The 20255-nt window shown below is 66.4% G+C and carries 19 protein-coding genes; 12 read left to right on the top strand and 7 right to left on the bottom strand.

Features of this window, described 5'->3' with window-relative positions; genetic code table 11:
* Positions 1-263 precede the first annotated feature (263 nt).
* Positions 264-1172: a MurR/RpiR family transcriptional regulator gene (locus W930_RS0121330; protein WP_023872726.1), complete on the top strand. Its 909-nt coding sequence runs from the start codon at positions 264-266 to the stop codon at positions 1170-1172.
* On the opposite strand, the gene W930_RS0121335 is transcribed toward W930_RS0121330, so the two are convergent.
* On the bottom strand, positions 1156-2358 hold the full coding sequence (locus W930_RS0121335; RefSeq protein ID WP_051399229.1) for an MFS transporter: 1203 nt from the start codon (positions 2356-2358) through the stop codon (positions 1156-1158). The genes W930_RS0121330 and W930_RS0121335 overlap by 17 nt on opposite strands.
* Before the next feature lie 139 nt (positions 2359-2497).
* Between W930_RS0121335 and W930_RS0121340 the strand changes: the two genes are divergently transcribed.
* The gene (locus W930_RS0121340; protein ID WP_023872724.1) at positions 2498-3862 is read left to right on the top strand and encodes a PLP-dependent aminotransferase family protein; all 1365 of its coding nucleotides are present in this window, start codon (positions 2498-2500) and stop codon (positions 3860-3862) included.
* 143 nt (positions 3863-4005) lie between these two features.
* A complete protein-coding gene (locus W930_RS0121345; protein WP_023598202.1) occupies positions 4006-4419 on the top strand; it encodes an RT0821/Lpp0805 family surface protein in 414 nt (137 codons plus the stop codon).
* 131 nt (positions 4420-4550) lie between these two features.
* Here W930_RS0121345 and W930_RS0121350 read toward each other — a convergent pair whose 3' ends face one another.
* The gene (locus W930_RS0121350; RefSeq protein WP_023872722.1) at positions 4551-5786 is read right to left on the bottom strand and encodes an MFS transporter; all 1236 of its coding nucleotides are present in this window, start codon (positions 5784-5786) and stop codon (positions 4551-4553) included.
* Positions 5787-6258: 472 nt separating this feature from the next.
* On the opposite strand from W930_RS0121350, the gene W930_RS0121355 reads away from it, so the two are divergent.
* From W930_RS0121355 to W930_RS0121365, 3 genes are all read left to right on the top strand, one after another.
* Positions 6259-7866 carry an EAL domain-containing protein gene (locus W930_RS0121355; protein ID WP_023598204.1) on the top strand — a complete coding sequence of 536 codons (1608 nt, stop codon included), beginning with the start codon at positions 6259-6261 and terminating at the stop codon, positions 7864-7866.
* A complete protein-coding gene (locus W930_RS30230; protein WP_144347444.1) occupies positions 7863-8255 on the top strand; it encodes a hypothetical protein in 393 nt (130 codons plus the stop codon). The genes W930_RS0121355 and W930_RS30230 overlap by 4 nt, the downstream gene beginning before the upstream one ends.
* A 267-nt stretch (positions 8256-8522) precedes the next feature.
* Positions 8523-9326 carry a TOBE domain-containing protein gene (locus tag W930_RS0121365; protein ID WP_023872721.1) on the top strand — a complete coding sequence of 268 codons (804 nt, stop codon included), beginning with the start codon at positions 8523-8525 and terminating at the stop codon, positions 9324-9326.
* 51 nt (positions 9327-9377) lie between these two features.
* Here W930_RS0121365 and W930_RS0121370 read toward each other — a convergent pair whose 3' ends face one another.
* Positions 9378-10571, bottom strand: coding sequence for an MFS transporter (locus tag W930_RS0121370; RefSeq protein ID WP_023598207.1), 1194 nt, complete (start codon positions 10569-10571; stop codon positions 9378-9380).
* A gap of 236 nt (positions 10572-10807) precedes the next feature.
* Between W930_RS0121370 and W930_RS0121375 the strand changes: the two genes are divergently transcribed.
* A complete protein-coding gene (locus tag W930_RS0121375) occupies positions 10808-11716 on the top strand; it encodes a LysR family transcriptional regulator (protein ID WP_023598208.1) in 909 nt (302 codons plus the stop codon).
* 113 nt (positions 11717-11829) lie between these two features.
* Here W930_RS0121375 and W930_RS0121380 read toward each other — a convergent pair whose 3' ends face one another.
* Positions 11830-13212, bottom strand: a complete 1383-nt coding sequence (locus W930_RS0121380) for an MFS transporter (RefSeq protein WP_080685235.1) — start codon at positions 13210-13212, stop codon at positions 11830-11832.
* 318 nt (positions 13213-13530) lie between these two features.
* On the opposite strand from W930_RS0121380, the gene W930_RS0121385 reads away from it, so the two are divergent.
* Both W930_RS0121385 and W930_RS0121390 read left to right on the top strand, forming a co-directional pair.
* Entirely contained in the window at positions 13531-14424 is an 894-nt protein-coding gene (locus W930_RS0121385; RefSeq protein ID WP_023598210.1) for a LysR family transcriptional regulator, read from the top strand.
* Positions 14425-14473: 49 nt separating this feature from the next.
* Positions 14474-14848, top strand: a complete 375-nt coding sequence (locus tag W930_RS0121390) for a hypothetical protein (RefSeq protein WP_023598211.1) — start codon at positions 14474-14476, stop codon at positions 14846-14848.
* A gap of 41 nt (positions 14849-14889) precedes the next feature.
* Here W930_RS0121390 and W930_RS0121395 read toward each other — a convergent pair whose 3' ends face one another.
* A complete protein-coding gene (locus W930_RS0121395) occupies positions 14890-15243 on the bottom strand; it encodes a DUF2288 domain-containing protein (protein ID WP_023598212.1) in 354 nt (117 codons plus the stop codon).
* A 159-nt stretch (positions 15244-15402) separates the two neighbouring features.
* Here W930_RS0121395 and W930_RS0121400 point away from each other — a divergent pair, with 159 nt between their 5' ends.
* Entirely contained in the window at positions 15403-15825 is a 423-nt protein-coding gene (locus tag W930_RS0121400; protein WP_023598213.1) for a hypothetical protein, read from the top strand.
* Here W930_RS0121400 and pepE read toward each other — a convergent pair whose 3' ends face one another.
* Entirely contained in the window at positions 15826-16539 is a 714-nt protein-coding gene (gene pepE, locus W930_RS0121405) for a dipeptidase PepE (protein ID WP_023872719.1), read from the bottom strand.
* Positions 16540-16985: 446 nt separating this feature from the next.
* Between pepE and W930_RS0121410 the strand changes: the two genes are divergently transcribed.
* Positions 16986-19166 (top strand): malate synthase G, encoded by a 2181-nt coding sequence (locus W930_RS0121410; protein WP_023872718.1) that lies wholly within the window; start codon positions 16986-16988, stop codon positions 19164-19166.
* A gap of 133 nt (positions 19167-19299) precedes the next feature.
* Here W930_RS0121410 and W930_RS30510 read toward each other — a convergent pair whose 3' ends face one another.
* Positions 19300-19470, bottom strand: a complete 171-nt coding sequence (locus tag W930_RS30510; protein WP_023872717.1) for a hypothetical protein — start codon at positions 19468-19470, stop codon at positions 19300-19302.
* A gap of 104 nt (positions 19471-19574) precedes the next feature.
* On the opposite strand from W930_RS30510, the gene W930_RS0121420 reads away from it, so the two are divergent.
* Positions 19575-20249, top strand: coding sequence for a hypothetical protein (locus W930_RS0121420; RefSeq protein ID WP_023872716.1), 675 nt, complete (start codon positions 19575-19577; stop codon positions 20247-20249).
* The last annotated feature ends 6 nt before the right edge of the window (positions 20250-20255 follow it).

The following is a 20255-nucleotide window of genomic DNA, read 5'->3' on the forward strand; positions in this document are numbered from 1 at the left end:
GACGGAGAAAGTTGACGCGAGACGGTGGGGCACCACGGCCACCCGGCCGTCGCCTCGCGAACGATGACGCTCAGTGTAGGCGCAACGCACCGCATTCGCAACATATGTTTCATTCATTTTATCTTCGCAACACTTCGCGCAACCCCATTACCCCACACGATGTTGCGTCGCAGCCGACGAACGTCGGGGAAAGCGCGTGCGCGGTCGCGGCATTTCATGCAACAATCGTTACATTCTTTCGCCGCCGTGTTGCCATTTTCCCAATGACACAAGTCTCAGCGCCGCCGCAGACGCTCGAACAACTCAATACCCTGTTGCGCGAGCGCTATTCGCAGCTCAGCCCGCAGTTTCAGTCGGGAGCGCGTTTTCTGCTCGACCATCCGCAGCGCGTGCCGATCAGTTCCATGCGGGCGATAGCCGCCGAGGCGGGCGTGCAGCCCGCGACCTTCGTACGACTCGCGCAACACCTGGGTTTCGACGGCTGGCATGGCCTGCGCGAGTTGTTTCTCGAATCGATCCGCCTCGGGCCGCAACCGTATGCGAGCCGCGCGCGTCAGGTGATCCGGGAGGGCGACGCCGCGCGCATGGTGCCGGAAATGTTTCGCGTTCAGCACAACAACCTCGACCTGACCGAAGCGGGCGCGAACGCGTCGCTGGGCGCAGCGGTCGACCTGCTCGCCAACGCGGGCACCGTGCATGTCGCGGGCTTTCGGGCGTGCTTTCCCATCGCCTTCACATTTCAGTATGTCTATCGGCTGTTCCGCCCGACGGTGCATCTGATCCGCGGCGAAGCGGGCACGCTGGAGATGGAATTGCGTGCGCTGTCGGCACGCGACGTCGTGGTAGTGATCAGCTTTGCGCCCTATTCGAACGAGGCGCTGATCGTGGCCCGCGCAGCGCGCGCGGCCGGCGCACGGGTGTTGGCGCTCACGGACTCGACCGTCTCGCCGCTCGCGCTCGACGCCGACGTGACAGTATTGTTCTCGCACGAGAGTCCGTCGTTCTTCCCGTCGATCACGGCGGGCATTGCCGTGGTCGAGACACTCGTGGAAATGTTGCTCGCCCGCAAGGGGCGCGGCGCCGTGCGCGCGCTGGAGATGGCCGAGGATCAATTGCACGGCACCGGCGCCTACGTCACCCCGGCGGGCGCGCGCGTCAAACCGGACGCGTGACCGACGCCGTCCCGCGGCGCAGGCTGAGCCCGAGTGCGGCGCTGCCCGCGATCAGCGCCCCCGCGAACACGATCAATGCCACCGGCATGCCAAAGCGATCGGCAAGCCACCCGCTCGTGACCACCGGCACCGAGAAGCCAAAGTACGCGAACAGGAAATAGCCGGCGACGGCGCGCGCGCGCAAGGCCGGTGCCACGGCAGCGTTGACGGCCGCCAGTCCGCCCAGGTATGTGAAGCCGTAGCACGCCGAACTCGCGATGGCGGCGCCCACGAGCAGCGCCGGCAGGTTCGCATGAACCACGCCAAGCGCCAGCACGACGAAGCCCGACGGCACGAGCACCAGCCCGATGCCCACCGCGCGCACGGGTGACAGGCGTCGCGCGGCCGGCTGAAACAGCAACCCGGTCGAGACGACGAAAAACGTGGCGAAGCCCGCCCACGCCGCGTGCCCGTGCACCGCCAGCGCGGCCGGTACCACGCCGATGACCACGCCCACCGCCGCCCAGGCGAGCAAAATCGCCACACCCAGGGGCACGGTGCCCGGGGCCACGACCGGCCAGCGCAACCAGGCAGCGCCCGGATGACGCGCGGGCGACGGGAGCGCGATCACGGCCATAGCCGCCATCAGCGCCACCGGCAGGTAGGCCCACAGGCTCACCGGCGGCAACGTCGTCGGCGCCCCGATCAGGCACAGCCCCGTCACGAGCGCGCCGGTGCCGAACCCGAGCGACGTGGCGGCGGCCACCAATGCCGCGCCTCGCGTGGCGGCATCCTCGCGCGCGCCATACAGCTCCGTCATATAGGCCGTGCCGCTGCCCGCCACCAGGCCGGTCGCCAGTCCATAACACGCGCGCGCGCCGCCCAGGGCCACAAGCGTCGGCCATTTCAGCGTCAACCACGTGCCCGCCACCCCGAGCAGCAAGGCGGCGGCGAGCGGCAATCGCCGCCCCACCCGGTCCGAAAGTCCCGCAAGCAGCAGCAGCGTCGGTACGAGCGCACCCACGTAACAGGCGAACGCCAGCGCCTGTGCGCCGGCGCCGTAGCCGCTCGCGGCGGCGTAGTGCGGCACCAGCGGCGCCTGAAGATTGACGGAGAACGTCACCAGAAAGAGTTGCAGCGCGAGCAGCGGAATGGCGTGGCGCGGCACGCGAATCGCGGGCGTCGGGGCAGGTGTTGGACGAGACATACGGCGAATCCGTTGGGGAAGACGACTGGCGCAAGGCACGCGCCCAGTATTGCCACGCCGCCACCTCGGTGCAATTATTGAATTGTCCTGATATCAATGTTTCCCCCGCGCGCTTCCCTGCGTTGCGCATGGATTGCACATGGCCGCCCCTGCCCGCTATCTCGAACATGTCGAACGTCTGTCTGACGCCATCGCCCGCGGCGATCTGGCCTCGGGCACGCGTCTGCCGCCGCAGCGCGACTACGCCGATGCGCACGGCCTGGCGGTCTCCACGGTGACCCGGATCTACGCCGAGCTGGCGCGTCGCGGCCTTGCGGTCGGCGAGGTCGGGCGCGGCACGTTCGTGCGGTCGCCCGCCGTCGGCGCGGCGGCCGCGTTTGCCCAGTGGTCACCGGCGCCCGGCGCCCTCGGCGGCGTGGATCTGGCGTTCAACTACCCGGTGTTGCCGGAACAGACCGAGGCATTCCGGCAGGCATTGCGGGAGACGGCCGCCGCCGGCGACCTGCGCGCCTTGCTCACTCATGCTCCGCACGACGGCCATCCGCACGACCGGCGCGCGGCCGCGCAATGGCTGTCGCGTCGCGACGGCGTGGCGCTCTCGCCGGATGCCCTGGTGGTGTGCGCCGGTGGCCAGCACGCGCTTGACGTGCTCCAGCTGGCGCTGTGCCGGGCGGGCGAACCGGTTGCCGTGGAGTCGCTGACTTATCCCGGCTGGAAGGCGCTGGCCGCATTGCGCGACATACCGCTCGTCGCCGTCGCCATGACGCCCGACGGCATGGACCCCGCCGCACTCGACACGGCTTGCCGAACGCATGCCGGCCGGTTGCGGATCGTCTACACGATGCCGACGTTGCACAACCCGCTGGGCGGCGTGATGCCGCTGGCGCAGCGTGCCGCCCTGGTGGAGGTCGCCCGCCGCCATGATCTGCTGCTCATCGAGGACAGCGCGTACGGATTTCTCGTGGCCGACGCACCGCCCCCGCTCCGGCACCTGGCCCCGGAGCGCACGTTCGAGGTCTGCAGCCTTTCCAAGCCGGGCGCCCCGGGCTTACGCGTGGCGTATTTGCTCGCGCCGCCCGAACTGCTGCCGCGCGTGCATGCCGCTATGCGGGCCAGCGTGTGGAGCGCCGCGCCATTGATGGCGCAACTCGCTTCCCGATGGCTCGAGGACGGCACGCTCGATCTCTGGATCGGGCGCAAGCGCGCGCTGGCGCAGCGGCGTCAGGCTATCGCGAAAGCCTGTCTCGCGGGGCTCGATTCGACGGGACACGACAGTTCCTTCCATCGCTTGCTGCCGGTGCCCGCGCCCATGCGCTGCGACGACGCGGTCGCCGCCCTGCACGCGCGAGGCATTGCCGTCACGCCGGTCGATGCCTTCGCCGCGCCGGGCCAAAGCGCGCCGTCGGCCATTCGCGTCGCGCTCGGCTCGCCCGGCAGCGACGAGGCACTGCAAGCGGCGCTCAGGCAAGTCGCCGATGTCGTGCGCGCCGCCAGACGGCAATAGGGGCAGCATCTTCGGCCCGCCGGGATGACGCCGCCCGCTGTTTCTTTTATGATCGCTTTGCTCCCTGCCGCCGGGCGCCGGCCCAAGCGCCGGACCGGTGTCGTGCAGGCTCCGTCCCCTGTCCACAATCTCAAGGACTCCGAATGTCACATATCCGCTTGTCGCGTGCCCGCTCCCTCGCGCTTGGCACGGCGCTCGCCATCGGCGCAGGCGCGTTCACGCCCGCGTTCGCCGCTTCGAATCTCGCGTTCATGGATAACTCGCCGCTCGCTTTCATGCGCAAGGCCGACAACGCCTCGATCGCCAAGGCCGCGGGTGCGGCGCTGTCCGATCAGCAAGACAACGAAACCGTCGAGTGGAGCAACAAGGGCACGGGCAATCCGACCGCCATCACCGCGCAACTCACCCCGACCAACACCCAGAAGACCGACGCCCAGACCTGCCGCGATCTGATCGTGCTGCTCGGCGCGCGCGGTCAGGAAGTCACGCTGCGCCTGGCGGCGTGCCGAAAGGGTGAGAACGGCCGCTGGGAATTGCAGAAGCGCGGTTCGAAGTAAGCGCGCCGTGGCAGCCATCCGAACCGCGTCGCCGCGCGGACAGGAAAAAGCCGGTTCCGACATCTCGGAACCGGCTTTTTTCATGGCGGTGCCGGTGTGCGGATACCGGCAATGTCGTGCGCCTTCCCGCGTCAGGCGGCTGCCGTTTTCTTGTGGCCTTCGACGTTCGGCAGCAGGATCGTGACGATGCCGAGCAACGGCAGGTAAGCGCACACGTGATAGACGAAGTCGATACTCGTTGCATCGGCGAGCTGACCGAGCACCGCCGCGCCCACGCCGCCCATGCCGAAGGCGAAGCCGAAGAACAGGCCCGAGACCGTGCCCACCTTGCCCGGAATCAACTCCTGCGCATAGACGAGAATCGCCGAGAAGGCCGAGGCGAGAATCAGGCCGATCACGACCGTCAGAATGCCGGTCCAGAAGAGGTTGGCATACGGCAGCATCAGCGTGAACGGCGCCGCCCCCAGGATCGAGCCCCAGATCACATACTTGCGACCGATCCTGTCGCCCAGCGGACCGCCGATCATCGTGCCCGCCGCCACGGCGAACAGGAACACGAACAGGTGCACCTGCGCGCTTTGCACCGATACGTGGAACTTGCTGATCAGGTAGAACGTGAAGTAGCTGCTGATGCTGGCGAGATAAAAATACTTCGAGAAGATCAGCACCAGCAGAATGCCGATCGCGAACATCACCTGGTTGCGCGAGAGATGCGCCGTGCCGCCACGGCGCGCGGCCGGCTTGCCCAGGTGCGCGGCGCGCTGCGCGGCGTACCAGCGGCTCACCTGGAACAGCACGAAGATGGCGACGAGCGCCGCCACCGAAAACCACGCCACGCTCCCGCGGCCGTGCGGTGCGATGATGAGCGCGGCGAGCAACGGCCCGAGCGACGAACCCACATTGCCGCCGACCTGGAAGAACGACTGCGCCATACCGTGACGGCCCCCCGAGGCCATTCGGGCCACACGCGACGACTCCGGATGGAACACCGACGAACCCATGCCCACCAGCGCCGCCGCCACGAGCAGCACGCCGAAGTTCGGTGCAACGGCCAGCAGCAGCAGGCCCACGAGCGTGAAGCCCATGCCGACCGGCAGCGAGTACGGCTTCGGATGCCTGTCGGTATACAGGCCTACCACCGGCTGCAGCAGCGACGCCGTGACCTGATACGTCAGCGTAATCAGGCCGACCTGCGCGAAGCTCAGATTGAAGCCGGCCTTGAGCAGCGGATAAATCGCCAGGATCAACGACTGGATCATGTCGTTGAGCAGATGGGAAAAGCTGATCGCGGACAGCACGCGAAACGCGGTGCCCTGCGCCGCCGGCGCGGGGGTGCCGGGAAGGGTCGTTGCAGGTTGACTCGACATGGACGGGAACAATGACGTCAAAGGCTTAGGAAAACGCGGCAATTCCGACGGCTTTCGCCCAGCTATGCGCAAAAGTTGGGATTAATCCCAATTTTCGTCGGAAATGGAATGACTGAAGTGTAGAGCATGCGTAAATCGTCGTTACGCCAAGTTTTGTCGCGATTGCGCCATCTCCAGTCTCCGCAAACTGCGGATTCCTCGAAAACCGATGACGCCTGAAATCGCAAGACGATCCGGGCGCATCCTGCTGCGGTGGACTCGCGGCAAATCACACATCCCGAGGCTCGGCGGCAGGTTTTCCGGGGCTGTGCGGGTTTATCGGGGGTCGGACGCCGTCGGGGATTCGTGTAGAGTCGATTGACGAGTTGTGCCGTGCAACACGGCGCGCGCGAGCGGCATTCCAGGGGTCCCGGATGGTCGACGCGCCCGGTGCAGTCGGCGGCCCGACGCTTTCCTTGGTTGGCAGCAGAACATGATTCAACACTCCAGAGTCGTGCAGTGGCTGGTGACCGGACTTGTCGTGGCGGTCACGCTCGTCGTCGTCCTGGTGCTGGGCTGGTTGCGCATCTATCACATGTCGCAATCGGTGCTTCAGGAAAATGCCGAACGTCAGCGCGATGCCATCGAGCGCATCATCGCGCAAGCCGACGGTACGCTCCGGGGCGCCGCCCCCTGGGTGGGGCGCGCTTGCGGCGAAGTGAGTACTTCGCTCCAGGCGGCCGGCACGCTCAGCCCATACTTCCGCTCCATTTGGCTTGTCTCTCGCGGCCAGCTCTATTGCTCGTCGGTGGTTCGGTCAGATATGCCCGTGAGCTTGCCGCTACCCGCCGATCTCGTGCCGATGCTGACCGGCACGCGTACCCTGCTCGTCGGCGGTTCGCCGTACGTCCCCGACGCACCGGCACTCGCCCTCTACGTGCCGACCTCGGCGACGGACGGCGTGCTCGGCTTCGTCGACGGCATCTATCTCACGGAAACCCTCCTGAGCATCAAGAACAGCGACCTGGCCTGGACCGCCATGACGGTGGGCAAGGTGGCACTCACTTCCGAGGGTCCGAGACTGGAGTCGGCCGGGATCGCGACACGCGGCGCGCAGGTAACGCTGGCGTCGGAGCACTTCGTCACGTCGCTCGCAGGCAGCCCGTCGCTGATGCAATCGCTCGCGGCCAACCAGGCGCCGATCTTTCTTTCGTTCGGAGGGGTCGTCGCATTCCTGCTCGGCGTGATGACATTCCGCCGCCTGGGCCCTGCGCAGTTCATGAAGCGACAGATCGCGCAGGGCATTCGGCATAACGAATTCAAGGTCTACTACCAACCGGTGATGGAGCTGGCGACGGGCCGCTGCGCGGGCGCCGAGGCGCTGGTGCGCTGGCATCATCCGGTCGCGGGGCTGGTCCGGCCCGACGCGTTCATTCCGATTGCCGAAGACAACGGCCTCATCATCGAACTCACCCGCTCGCTGTTGCGTCAGATTCGCAACGACGTGGCCAAAGGCGCGTTACCGCAGGGCTTTCATATCGGCATTAACCTCGCCGAGCGCCACTTGCGCGACATGACCATCGTGCATGACATCGAGCGGTATTACGGCACGCTGAACGACACCTATCCGATGGTCGCCGAGATCACCGAGCGCTACGTGATTCGCGACACGGCCGCCGCACGCGGCGTGATGGCCGAGCTCCAGCGGCGCGGCATCGAGACCGCGCTCGACGATTTCGGCGCCGAGAACAACTCCATCGGGTATCTCAAGCGCTACGACTTCAACTATCTGAAGATCGACAAGGAATTCCTGCCCGTGACCGAGGACGATGTGGTCACGCGCAACATTTGCGATTCCATCATCCACCTCGCGGAGCGGCTGGACATGACGATCGTGGCCGAGGGCGTCGAGAACGAGATGCAGGCGAGCTACCTGCGCACGCGCAACGTCACCTATGCCCAGGGGTATCTGTTTGCCCGCCCGATCTCGTTCGACGAGCTGGTGCAATTCGCAATCGCCCATGCGGGCACCGGGCTGACGGCGGTCAAGCGCGGGGCGCCGGCGCCGTCCCGGCTGCCGTCTCCACGCATGACGGGATGATGCCCCGTCCCGAGGCGACGCAGACGCATCGCGAAAACGCCGGCCCAGGCCGGCGCTTCGCGACTTCGATCCTGCCGTGGACGTCAGAAGACCAATTGCGGCATGTTGCTGCGAGGCGCCGGCGTGGCGGCCGCGCGCGTGCTGGCCCGCATTTCGGCGCGCAGCAACCACAATCGCTGTGCGACGAAACTTCTGAAGCGCATTTCACCTGCGGAGAAAGAGATTTGCATCTGATGTCGCTTGCCGTTGGGCAGCGTGCGAACCAGACGATAGTATCGAGCCCCGTCAACCGTTTCCTTGATATTCCTGACGCGCATCATTTCACCCCGTTTCTGTTGTGTCAGGTGAGTGGGCACTTCGGCAAACGTCGCATTCCCGGTGCGCGCTGATCCGGCCAAAACTCGACCTGACGCGATACGACCGGCTTTTTGGGGGGCATGCGGCAAATTCAATGTAGAGGAGAAACGTCCCCCATTCGTCCCCCAAAGGAATCTCCGAAGCGTGCTTCGTTGGTGCGCCGCAACAGTTCCCCGTCCAGCGTTGTTTTCCGCCGGTTCGCCCGCCCTCTACAATGCGGCCACCCGCTGTATTGAATCGAAAAAATCATTATGGTTTCCGAACCTTCTTCAACGCCGCCCGGCGTTTTGCACAACGAAATGGACACCTCTCTGCAAGTCAGCGGTTCGCTGTGGTTGCATCGTGGCAATTCGTCGCTCGGAGGCCAGGCGCGCATCGCCCTGCTGGAACACATTGCCACCACCGGATCGATCACGGCGGCGGCCAAGGCGGCGGGCATGAGCTACAAGGCCGCGTGGGATGCCGTGGACGCCATGAATCAACTGGCAGGCGAGCCGCTCGTGGCGCGCAGCACGGGCGGGCGCGGCGGCGGCGGTACGCGGCTGACCGCCCGCGGCGCAAAACTGGTCGCCGCGTTCCGTGCCGTGGAGGCGGCGCAGCAGCAATTCCTCGCGCGCGTCGCGGCCGATCTAGAGCGTTTCGACGAACAGTGGCCGATCATCGCGCGCCTCGGACTCCAGACCAGCGCGCGCAACCAGTTGCACGGCACGATCAGCGGCATCCGGCATTGCGGCGTGAACGACGAAGTGACGCTGACGCTGCCGGGCGGCGAGGCCATCGTCGCGTCGCTCACCCATCACAGCGCGCAGGCATTGGGATTGGCGACCGGCGGCGAGGCGTTTGCGTTGATCAAAGCGCCCTGGATCGAAATCGCGCGCGGTGTCGATCTCGCCGGCTTGCCCACGGCCAACCGGCTCTGCGGCACGGTGGACGCCATCGAGGACGACGAGGGGCAGGCCGAAGTGATCCTCGCCCTGCCCGGCGGCACGCGGCTCGCAGCCGTCATGCCGCACGATACGCTCGCGGCGCGCGGGCTGGCGCCGGGTGTGGGGGCCACGGCCGCGTTTACCGCCGCCAGCGTGATCATCGGTGTGATGGCCTGATGGCGCGGTGGCCTGACGCCCCGAAGACGGGGACCCCGGCCGCCATGCGATTTACAGCGCTGGCGTTTCGCAGTTCGGCACGGCCTGACGGAGGGCATCACGTCGATCCAGTCGCAGGCTCAGCACGGCCACGCCGGCGCCGGCGAGCGGCACCAGCGCCGCGACCCAGGGCACGGCAGCCAGCCCGGGGCCGTGGTCGATCACGAAGCCGCCCAGCCACGCGCCGATGGCGTTGCCGAGGTTGAACGCGGCGATGTTGAAGCTCGATGCGAGACTCTCGCCCGCCCCCGACGTCTTCTCCATCACCCATAACTGCAGCGGTGCCACCGTCCCGAAGGCGGTCACGCCGAGCAGCGCCACGAAAACGACGGCCAGCCAGTGCGAGTGCATGGCGAACGTCATCAGGCCGAGCACGACCGAGAGCGCCATCAGGCTTCCCAATACCGTACGCACGACATGACGGTCCGCGAGCTTGCCGCCCAGCAGGTTCCCCACGACCAGACCCCCGCCGAAGACCAGCAGGATCGGCGACACGGCCCCTTCCGCAAACCCCGTCACTTCGGTCAGCAGCGGCGCGATATAGGTGAACACGCCGAATACGCCAACCCAGCCGAGCACGGTCGTGAGCAGGCCCAGCAACACCGGACGGCGCGCCAGCGCGCGCAGGTCGGCCCGCCAGTCACCCGCGTGCGTCGGTGCGGCAATCCTCGGCACGAACCCCGCAATGACCAGAAATGCGATCACGCCAATGGCCGTCACGGCCCAGAAGCTGGCGCGCCATCCGAAATGCTGTCCAAGCCACGTACCGAACGGCACGCCCAGAATGTTGGCGACGGTCAGTCCGGTGAACATCACGGCGATGGCGGACGCCCGACGCTCGCGCGGCACCAATCCGGTCGCGACCACGGAGCCGACGCCGAAGAACGTGCCATGGGCGAACGAGGTGAGCACGCGCGCGGCCATGAGCGCGCCGTACGTCGGGGCGAGCGCACAGGCGGCGTTGCCGACAGTGAAGATCGCCATGAGCACGAGCAGCACGGTCTTGCGCGGCCAGCGGGCGGTCGCGGTGGTCATGACCGGGGCGCCGACCACCACACCGAGGGCATAGCCGGAAATCAGCAGGCCCGCCGCCGCGATCGACACGCCGAAGTCGGCGCCGACGTTGAGCAGCAGGCCCATGATGACGAACTCCGTCACGCCGATGCCGAAGGCACCGGCGGTGAGGGCGTAAAGGGCGATGGGCACGGAAAACTCCTTTCTGAACGAGGGAACGGCCGCGCCGTCGACATGTTCGACGGCGCGGCAATGTGCGGAATATAGACGTCCTTTCATTGATGAAATAGACTGCCGCCGGGAATATGATTTGTGACATCAAGGCACAAATCGGCGAACAGCGGGCGCTGAGGCGGGACGCCAAGGGACAAGGCGGGACGCAGGCGGCCGCCCGGGCGGCCGAGACAGACAGGAATCACGGGTATCGAATGGGTCGACAGGACGTCAATCGCTCCGGCGATATGGAAGTATTCACGCGTGTGGTGGAACTCGGTGGGTTCTCTGCCGCCGCGCGGGCATTGCACATGACGCCTTCGGCCGTGAGCAAGTTGATCGCGCGGCTCGAAACGCGTCTGGGCACGCGCCTGTTCAACCGTTCGACTCGTCGGCTGCAACTTACCCCCGAGGGCGGCGCATTCCATGAGCGCGCGATGCGCGTGCTCGCCGATATCGACGCGGCCGAGCGCGAAGCGGCTGCGGGCGCCGTGCCGCGCGGATGGTTGCGGGTGAATTCGAGCGTGCCGATCGGCACCCACTACCTCTTGCCGGTGATTCCGGCGTTCCTCGCCCGGTATCCCGAAATCCGGCTCGATCTCACGCTCACCGACACCGTCGTCGACCTGCTGGAGCAGCGCGCCGACGTCGCCGTGCGCGCCGGTCCGCTGCGCGACTCGCGACTCGTGGCACGAAAGCTCGGCGAAAGTCAGGTGCACGTGGTGGCGTCGCCCGATTATCTTGCGCGCAGCGCCCCGCTGCGCACGCCTGCCGACCTGGTGCATCACAACGTCATGGCGTTCAACTTCGATCGCCAGGTGCAGGGCTGGCCGTTTCGCGACGGCTCGGGCGGCGTCACGCACTTCCACCAGACCGGCAACCTGTCGCTGAGCGACGGCGAGACAATGCGCAAGCTCGCACTCCAGGGGGTGGGGCTGGCGCGTCATGCGCGGTACCACGTCGACGACGACCTGCGCGCCGGACGCCTCGTCACCGTGCTCGAGGACTACAACGCGGGCGAGGCGGAGCCGGTGCACGCAGTGTACGTCGGGCAGGGCGGTCATTTGCCTGCGCGCGTGCGAGCGTTTCTCGACTTCCTCGTGGACAACGTGCACTTGCCCTGACGCGGCGGCCCGAGCGCGCGAGCGCTACGCACGTATGTCGTACGTAGCGTACCGACAGACAGAAAGGCCGTTAGCGCGGCTCAGAGTCACACGAGCCACGCGATTCACGCGATTCACGCGCGTTGGCGGTGCGACCAGACAAACAACGGCCACGCGATGGCCGCGCAAAGCAGGCCGCCCACCCACACCAGCCCCCATCCACCGATCGACAGCAGCAGCGGGATACTGAGCGGCGTGAGGAACATCGTGAGGAAGACGCCGGTGTTTCCGATACCGAGTGCCGTGCCCGCGCGCGACGCGCCGGCGAGCGTGGCCAATTCGGTAAACGCCACCCCGTGCCACGCCGACGCCACCACACCGCCCGCAATCAGCAGGATCACCACCCACGGCGTGCCGTGCGCGAGCCAGTCGGGACGCAGCGATAGCAGCGCCACGAGCAGGGCGAGCAGCGCGAACACCGCGCCGACCACGATCGTGCACACGCGCAGATACTGCGGACGATTGCGACGCTTGTCGGTAAAGCGTCCGCTCCACACACGGGTGATCGCCGCACCGGCCTGCACCGCGCCCAATGTGAGCGAAATCGTCGCCACGCTGGCGTGCGCGAAGTCGTGGAGAAACACCGTGCCGAACGTGAGCACGGCGATCTGCGGCATGGCGAGCACCGCCATGCCCAGCGCCGTACTCAGCAGTCGGGCATCTCGCAGCGGCGAGTAATGCCTGTCCTGCATCGGCAAGCCGCCGCCGTTGGTCGGGGCCGGCTGGTTGGCGTCGCGCGCTTTCGCCGCGACGCTCGCCGGCGGCGCCGCACTGCCGTTCGCCCCCTGCGGCGGTTCGAGCAACCAAAGCCAGGCCATGCCGGCCGCCGCCAGCGACGCCGCCGCAAGCCCGATGTACACGGCGCCGAAGCCGAAGTGCACGGCGGTGCCCGGGAGTACGAGCGCACCGATCCCGCCCCCCAGGGGCACGGCACATTGCCGTACGCTCATCGCGAGACCGCGCTCGCGATCGTGAAACCAACGCATGATCGCGCGCCCGCTCGACCCATTGACGCTGCCGCCCAGCGCGCCGATGAGCAGCATGCCCGCCGCGAGCACCGGCGCCGACGGAATGAACGGCGCCCTGGGCACCACCCAGGCCCCCAGACCGACGAATGCCAGCGCCGTCACCAACAGACCGACGAGGAGCACCCTGCGGTCGCCCCAACGATCGGTCAACATGCCCCACGGCAATTCGGACAGGGCGATGCCCAGGCCGATCATGCCGAGCACGATACCGAGATCGCCGGTGCCGAGCGCGTAGGCGCTGCGCATTTGCACGGCCGTCGCGGGAATGCCGCCCATCGCGGCGGCAAAGCTGGCGTTGGCGACCACACCGACGCCGAGCACCTTCCAGCGATGGTTTGGGCCGAGACCCCCTGAGATGGGCGGCGTCGACGCAGTGGGCGCCGCTGCCTTCGGGGAAACGGCGGGAGCAGGACAGAGACGTTCATTCATGGATGACACGGTGCGCGAACCGAACGGCACGCGACTCAGAGCGGAGGGAGGTCGGCGGCGTCGCGTCCCCTCGGCCATGCAGCCATGGGGACAGTCCAACGCCACGGCCTCATCCTACGGATGGACATTGCATCGGAAAAGCGGGAAAATTCGATGACTTATATCGTGTTTTCCGGATTAACCAGAACGGATACTCCCGTTCGTCCGGACGGGGTCCTGCCCGATAACCGCGCGGTGTGATCCGCCGAAGGCGTCGTCACGGGCGCCTGCGAAGGGCATGATTCCCGTCGGGGGTTTCCGCGACATCCGAGAGCCGCCATGAACGCCCGAGCCTTCGATCTCACGCAGTTGCGCACCTTCATCGCCATTCACGACGCAGGCAGCATTTCCGCCGCGGCCGAACAGATCTTCCTGTCACAGTCCACCGTCAGCGAGCAACTCAAGAAGCTCGAAGAACGTGCTGGACAGCCACTGCTGGTGCGCTCGCGCAAGGGCATGCGCCCCACGCCCGCGGGGACACGGCTGCTCGCGTATGCCCGTCAGATATCGGCGCTCTCCGAAGCCGCATTCGAAGACCTGCAGGGCGTGTTGCTCGACGGAGAACTGCGCATCGCGATCACGGACTACTACCGACCGCACGACGTCGGTCGCGTGCTCAAGCGATTCACGAGTCTGTACCCGCGGTTGCGGCTGCATGTGAGCGCCATGCAAAGTGCGCAGATCGAGCGAACGGCGATGACCGGCGAGCACTTCGACGTGGGATTGGCGCTGCGGCTGATGAATGAAGATATCGGCAAAGGCGCCAGGGCGCTGGGGTATCGCACGCCAGGCACGCTTGTGCGGCGCGAACGTCTCGTGTGGGCCATGTCGTCGACGCTGACGGAGCCCGTCGGCGAGCCGCTGCCGCTCGTGACCCTGCCGCCGTCGTGCGCTTTGCAAAGCCTCGTGCTGGGTGTGCTCGAGCGTCACAAGGTGCCATATCGCGTATCGCACTCGGCGGCGGGCGTCGCCGGCATGCAGCTGGCGCTGAGCGCAGGGTTGGGTATTTCGTGTCTGAACGAATCGGCGCTCACCGCCGACCTCGTCGTCTGCCCGCCATCGCTCGGCCTGCCGCCGCTGCCGCGCGCGGAATTCCACCTGCTGCCCGGACGCGCCGACGAAACGGAGCTGATCCGCCACGCGCGCAATGCGCTGTTGCGCCTGTTCGCGTGATACCTTTGCCCCCTGATCCCGTTTTTGTCCGCATTCTGCGGTTCCCGTCATGCCGGAAAATACCCCGATTCGTCTGAATTTCAACACGCGTCGCGCGCTGCTGTTCGCGCTGACGGCCGAGCGTCTGTCGGCATTCTACGAACATGGGCAGTGGATGACGGACAAGCAGGGCGCGACGCTCGCGCAGATGTGGCTGTCGCGCTCGAAGCTGCAATTGCCGCTGGAAGAGCGGCGTCTGCTCTCGACACTGAGCGACGACTTTGCGCGCGAACTGGCCGGCACGCTCTCGCGCGAAGCGGGGCTATACACGGCGCACGAGATGATGGAATCCCTCGACGCGGACTATGCGTACGCGTCGGTGGTGGCGCAGGATTTGCTGGAAGATTGCACGCGCCGCCTCGTGGAGGCGGGCATTACCGAATAAGCGGCGGGGAACACGTCGGAGGGCGCGGCCGCGCAGGCCCGTCAGGCGACGGTGCCGCGCTCCTGCACGAGCACCCACGGTGCCACGACGACGGCCCAAAGTTCGGGCGTGCGCGCCGCGAAATCCGACGCCTGTTCGGCCTGCATTCGCTGCACCAGGCCCGACGAAAGCCACTGCGATACGGTGGTGGTGTCGTCGTCGGCAACCGCTTGCGCGACCGACACGAGATCGACGCCGGGGGCGACGTAGAGGAGCGCGCCGCGCGCGAAGAACGACTCCAGGTCCTTCCAGTCGATCTTGGCAGTCTCGCCGAGCAGACGCAGATAGGTGTCGCTTGCCCCGGCGGCAGCGGCCTGGGCGGATGGGTCGGACGGGAGAGGCTTTGGGGAATCCATGACGACAGGTACCGGGAGCACCGCAAGTAACGAAAACCGCATTGTAATGCGCCCCGGCATGCGCGACGGTGGTAGCATCGGAACCCCCTGCAAGGCACCGGCGTCGCAATGACATGACACGGCCGCCAAGGGGTGGTCAACGTTTTACCGAGGAACCGCATGTCCAATCAAAAAACCAATCCCAAGCTGGAACAAGCCCTGACGCGCGGCGATCTCGCCATGCGCCAGATCAACTCCGCCCGTGCCACGGCGCTGCTGCGCGCACTTGGCGAGATGATCGTGGCGGCGTCGGCAACGATCGGCGTCGAGGCGGTGGTGGACGTGCCCAACGGCGACAAGGTGTACGACCCGGAAGACGGTGTGTGGCCGCAGACGCTCGTGCTGTCGTTCGACGGTCCGATCGAGGACGCGGACGAAGAAGAGTTGCGTACCGTGCAACTGATCGCCGACAGGCATCCGGAGACCTTCCAGGTCGTGTGGCATCGCGCCGACGGCAAGATGGGGCGCCATGAGGCGCGTCCGCTGGCCATGGTCGCCTTCCTGACCGACGTCGAAGTGCCCTGGCTCGACGACGACGCCTGATCAGATCGACGCCAGCGCGAACGTGCTGCCCGGGGCGAGCTTCTCGACGATGCCGCCCTGCCTGAAGCACAACGCGTCGAAATCTCCCATCACGGTCGCCTGATCGCCCTGCACGTGCAACGCGGTGCCTTCCGGAATGGCGACGACGCACTCATCGGGATTGATCGCCAGATACTCCGCCAGCCGCTCCTCGCGCGACTCGCCGTTGTGGCCGACGGGCTTGCCGCTGATGAAATGCGGGTTCACCTGGAACGGAATCAGGTTGAGGGCCTTGAGCGTCGGCGGCTCGACGATGGGCATGTCGTTCGTCGTACGAATCGTAGGACACACCACGTTCGCCCCGGCGCTCCACCCCACATACGGCATGCCCGCATTCACGCGCTCGCGCAGCAGACCCACGAGTCCCGCGTTGTAAAGGCGATCGAGCAGGGCGAACGTGTTGCCGCCGCCCACCACCACCGCGTCGGCGAGCGCCACCGCGGCGCGTGGGTCCGGGCTTCGGTGGATCGACTCGAGCGCGTAGCCGAGCCGCTCGAAGGTCGGTTTCACGCGTGCCTCGTAGTCATCGAAGCTGGACGTGATGCCGCCCGCGTACGGCACGAACAACACACGCCGGGCACGCCCGCGCAGTACCGCGTGCACCTGATCGTCGACCTGCTCCAGATACCCCAGGTTGCCCTTGCGGGAACTGCTCATCATCAGAATCTGTTTCACGACACATGCCTCCGGGGGCAAAGAATTTCTCGGGGGACCACGCCGGATCGGCCGGCCAGAGCATCGAGTGTACCCGCCGCACGAACCGACAAATTCCGGGGTATCCGATGGCCATCGCGCGCCACCGGCGGGTCGCGGCCATTTCTCATGAAGTGAAACGCCATATCGAATGCTGCAACTGACGATGAAAAAATGCGCACGGGGCGCAAAGCCTTGTCGCACCGACGTCATACGCAAACCCTTATGCCACCTATAACCGACGGTGGTGTCGCCACCTGAAATCCCGGGTTTCCGAGCGCGCGGAGAAGGATTACACTCAGAGTCTTATATAAGACTGCCCCTTATCGTCCGCCCTGCCGACGACTCCCCGGTGAAACGAGTGCCGGAACGTCGAAGCCGGGCGACGAAGTCGCGTCAACCAGGTTTTCAAACTCGAGTACAGCATCATGACTTCCACTTCCCAGCGTGGCGGCCTGAAGGTCGCAGACAATCTGATCGCGTTCATCGAAAAGGAAGCCCTGCCGGGCACCGGTGTCGATGTCGACGCATTCTGGAAGGGCTTCGACGCCATCGTCCACGACCTCGCGCCGAAGAACCGCGCCCTGCTCGCCGAGCGCGACCGCCTGCAAGGCGAACTGGACAACTGGCACCGCGCCAATCCGGGCCCGATCGCCGACGCGCCCGCGTATCGCGCGTTCCTCGAGAAGATCGGGTACCTGCTGCCCGCGCCCGCGAGCGTGAAGGCCACCACGGCGAACGTCGATGACGAAATTTCACAGCAGGCCGGCCCGCAGCTCGTCGTGCCGCTGTCCAATGCCCGCTACGCGCTCAATGCCGCGAACGCGCGCTGGGGCAGCCTGTACGACGCCCTGTATGGCACCGACGCCATTCCCGAGACCGACGGCGCCGAGAAGGGCGCGGGCTACAATCCGAAGCGCGGCGAACGCGTGATCGCCTTCGCGCGCGGCTTCCTCGATCAGGCCGCGCCGCTGGCCGAAGGCTCGCACAAGGATGCGACCGGCTATCGGGTGGAGAATTGCAAGCTCGTCGTCACCACGAAGCAGGGCACGACCGGCCTGGCCACGCCGTCGCTGTTCGTGGGCCACCAGGGCGACGCTGCCGCACCGACCGCCGTGCTGCTCAAGCACAACGGCCTGCACTTCGAGATCCAGTTCGATGCCAATCATCCGATCGGCAAGACCGACGCCGCCCACATCAAGGACGTGCTCGTCGAGGCCGCCGTCACGACCATCATCGACTGCGAAGACTCGGTCGCGGCCGTGGACGCCGACGACAAGGTCGACCTGTATCGCAACTGGCTCGGCCTGATGCAGGGCACGCTGACCGAGGAAGTCGCCAAGGGCGGCAAGACCTTCACGCGCCGCCTGAACGCCGACCGCGAATACACCGGCGCCGATGGCAAGCCGGTCAAGCTGCATGGGCGCTCGCTGCTGTTCATTCGCAACGTCGGCCACCTGATGACGAACCCGGCGATTACCGATCGCGATGGCCACGAAATTCCGGAGGGTATTCTCGACGGCGTGGTCACCGTGCTCGCCGCGCTGCACGATCGCAAGCACCAGCTGAACTCGCGCACCGGCTCGATCTACATCGTCAAGCCGAAGATGCACGGCCCGGCCGAAGTGGCTTTTGCCGACGAACTGTTCGGTCGCATCGAAGATCTGTACGCCCTGCCGCGCAACACGCTCAAGATGGGCATCATGGACGAGGAACGCCGCACCAGCGTGAACCTCTCGGCCTGCATCGCAGCCGCGGCGGCGCGCGTGGCGTTCATCAACACGGGCTTCCTCGATCGCACGGGCGACGAAATGCACACGGCGATGGAAGCCGGTCCGATGATGCGCAAGGGCGACATGAAGTCGTCGGCATGGATCACCGCGTATGAAAAGAGCAACGTGCTCGTGGGCCTGGCGGCCGGGCTGCGCGGACGCGCCCAGATCGGCAAGGGCATGTGGGCGATGCCGGACCTGATGCACGCGATGCTCGAACAGAAGATCGCGCATCCGAAGGCCGGAGCAAACACGGCATGGGTGCCGTCGCCGACCGCCGCCACGCTGCACGCGCTGCACTACCACATGGTCGACGTGCAAGCCGTGCAGCAGGCGCTCGAGAAGATCGACTACGCGAAGGAGCGCGACGCACTGCTCACCGGTCTGCTGACGGTGCCGGTCGTGGCGAAGGCCGAGTGGACTGCCGATGAAATCCGCAAGGAGATCGAAAACAACGCACAGGGCATTCTGGGTTACGTCGTGCGCTGGATCGATCAGGGTGTGGGTTGCTCGAAGGTGCCGGACATCAACGACATCGGCCTCATGGAAGACCGTGCGACCTTGCGCATTTCGAGCCAGCACCTGGCCAACTGGCTGCGTCACGGCGTCATCACGCGCGAGCAGGTCGAAGAGACCATGAAGCGCATGGCCGTCGTGGTCGACAAGCAGAACGCTGGCGACAAGCACTACGTGCCGATGGCACCGAACTTCGACGATTCGCTCGCGTTCAAGGCGGCCAGCGCGCTCGTGTTCGAAGGGCTCACGCAGCCCAACGGCTACACCGAACCGCTGCTGCACAAGTACCGTCTGGCGTTGAAGGCGAAGCAACGCGGCTGATGACGCGTGACGGATGCCGCGTTGTATCGCGGCGTCCGGTCACGGCACAAGACGCCCGGTGGGGAATCCCCGCCGGGCGTTTCTCATTGCGGCGACGCCGCAACGTCTGCACGCCGGGGAACGAAAACGTTGTTCAACGCACGTCGACACCCGCCGCCATGAGTGAGCCGATGACGTCCTGGTAGTCGACGACCGCGGCTTGCCCCTGCGGCCAGTGTTCCCGGAACAGCGTGACGTCATATCCCGCCTCGTGCGCCGCCTTCGCGCGCGCTTCGGTGGGTGAGTCGGCGCCGAAGCACAGCATCGTGCCACCCGCCCCCTGGGGCCGTTGGCGATCCGCATTGCCGCCACGAACAGATCCTCCCCGGAGGTCGGCATCACGGTGCCCCGGTCGGACGTACCGGGCACGTGTTTGACCTCGACAAACCGATCACAATGGGTCGTGTCGAGCGCGCCCTCGAGGTAGATGCCGGCCGTCGTCATGCCGAGTTCCTGCGCCAGGGCGTAGACAACCCCGATATTCGCATCGCTACCGCCCCCGATGACGACGATCCGACGTCCATTCTGCGCATCGCGCGTCGTCAGCAACTGCTGGGTAAGCGCAAGCTTCAGTCCCTCGGGTTGCGCGTATTCCGAATTCGCAAATCCTTGAACGACCACGAGATACTTGCCGTCGATGATGTCGGTCAGCGTTCGCTCGAAAAAGTCATCCGTGTCCGGCAAATCCTGGGCCGGCGGCGTCACCGGGGAAAGCGGCGGGTGGTTGCCGCAGTAGTCAACAGTGGATGGCATGACATGGCTCCTATCGCGCGTGGCGGGCAAGATCCTCGGGAACGCCGCGTCCGGACGGCGCGCCTGCGCGTCGGACCGACGTCACGATGCACCACGACGACGCACGCCTTGGCGCGATGGCGTCGAAGCACGCGCAAAGTGTCCTCCCCGGTCCGCCAACGCGACTTCCGGGTTTCGCTTCACGGACAGCGCGAATCGGCCCAACACCGCGCACGCGAGCGCGCCGGTGCGCGCGGACACGGGCTTGCAAACGCGAATTCGGGACTTATCATCACGCGGCCGTCGCGGTAACCTGTC

The sequence above is a fragment of the Pandoraea sp. E26 genome, assembly GCF_000681415.1.
Taxonomy (GTDB): domain Bacteria; phylum Pseudomonadota; class Gammaproteobacteria; order Burkholderiales; family Burkholderiaceae; genus Pandoraea; species Pandoraea pnomenusa.

Bases quoted from the DNA above. Each gene is read 5' to 3' on its own strand.
- W930_RS30230 (WP_144347444.1), top strand. From the start codon at position 7,863: ATGATGCCCCGTCCCGAGGCGACGCAGACGCATCGCGAAAACGCCGGC.
- W930_RS0121390 (WP_023598211.1), top strand. From the start codon at position 14,474: ATGCCGGAAAATACCCCGATTCGTCTGAATTTCAACACGCGTCGCGCG.
- W930_RS0121340 (WP_023872724.1), top strand. From the start codon at position 2,498: ATGGCCGCCCCTGCCCGCTATCTCGAACATGTCGAACGTCTGTCTGAC.
- W930_RS0121375 (WP_023598208.1), top strand. From the start codon at position 10,808: ATGGGTCGACAGGACGTCAATCGCTCCGGCGATATGGAAGTATTCACG.
- W930_RS0121330 (WP_023872726.1), top strand. From the start codon at position 264: ATGACACAAGTCTCAGCGCCGCCGCAGACGCTCGAACAACTCAATACC.
- W930_RS0121350 (WP_023872722.1), bottom strand. From the start codon at position 5,786: ATGTCGAGTCAACCTGCAACGACCCTTCCCGGCACCCCCGCGCCGGCG.
- W930_RS0121385 (WP_023598210.1), top strand. From the start codon at position 13,531: ATGAACGCCCGAGCCTTCGATCTCACGCAGTTGCGCACCTTCATCGCC.
- W930_RS0121410 (WP_023872718.1), top strand. From the start codon at position 16,986: ATGACTTCCACTTCCCAGCGTGGCGGCCTGAAGGTCGCAGACAATCTG.
- W930_RS0121400 (WP_023598213.1), top strand. From the start codon at position 15,403: ATGTCCAATCAAAAAACCAATCCCAAGCTGGAACAAGCCCTGACGCGC.
- W930_RS0121395 (WP_023598212.1), bottom strand. From the start codon at position 15,243: ATGGATTCCCCAAAGCCTCTCCCGTCCGACCCATCCGCCCAGGCCGCT.
- W930_RS30510 (WP_023872717.1), bottom strand. From the start codon at position 19,470: ATGCTGTGCTTCGGCGCCGACTCACCCACCGAAGCGCGCGCGAAGGCG.
- W930_RS0121355 (WP_023598204.1), top strand. From the start codon at position 6,259: ATGATTCAACACTCCAGAGTCGTGCAGTGGCTGGTGACCGGACTTGTC.
- W930_RS0121335 (WP_051399229.1), bottom strand. From the start codon at position 2,358: ATGTCTCGTCCAACACCTGCCCCGACGCCCGCGATTCGCGTGCCGCGC.
- W930_RS0121365 (WP_023872721.1), top strand. From the start codon at position 8,523: ATGGACACCTCTCTGCAAGTCAGCGGTTCGCTGTGGTTGCATCGTGGC.
- W930_RS0121380 (WP_080685235.1), bottom strand. From the start codon at position 13,212: ATGAATGAACGTCTCTGTCCTGCTCCCGCCGTTTCCCCGAAGGCAGCG.
- W930_RS0121345 (WP_023598202.1), top strand. From the start codon at position 4,006: ATGTCACATATCCGCTTGTCGCGTGCCCGCTCCCTCGCGCTTGGCACG.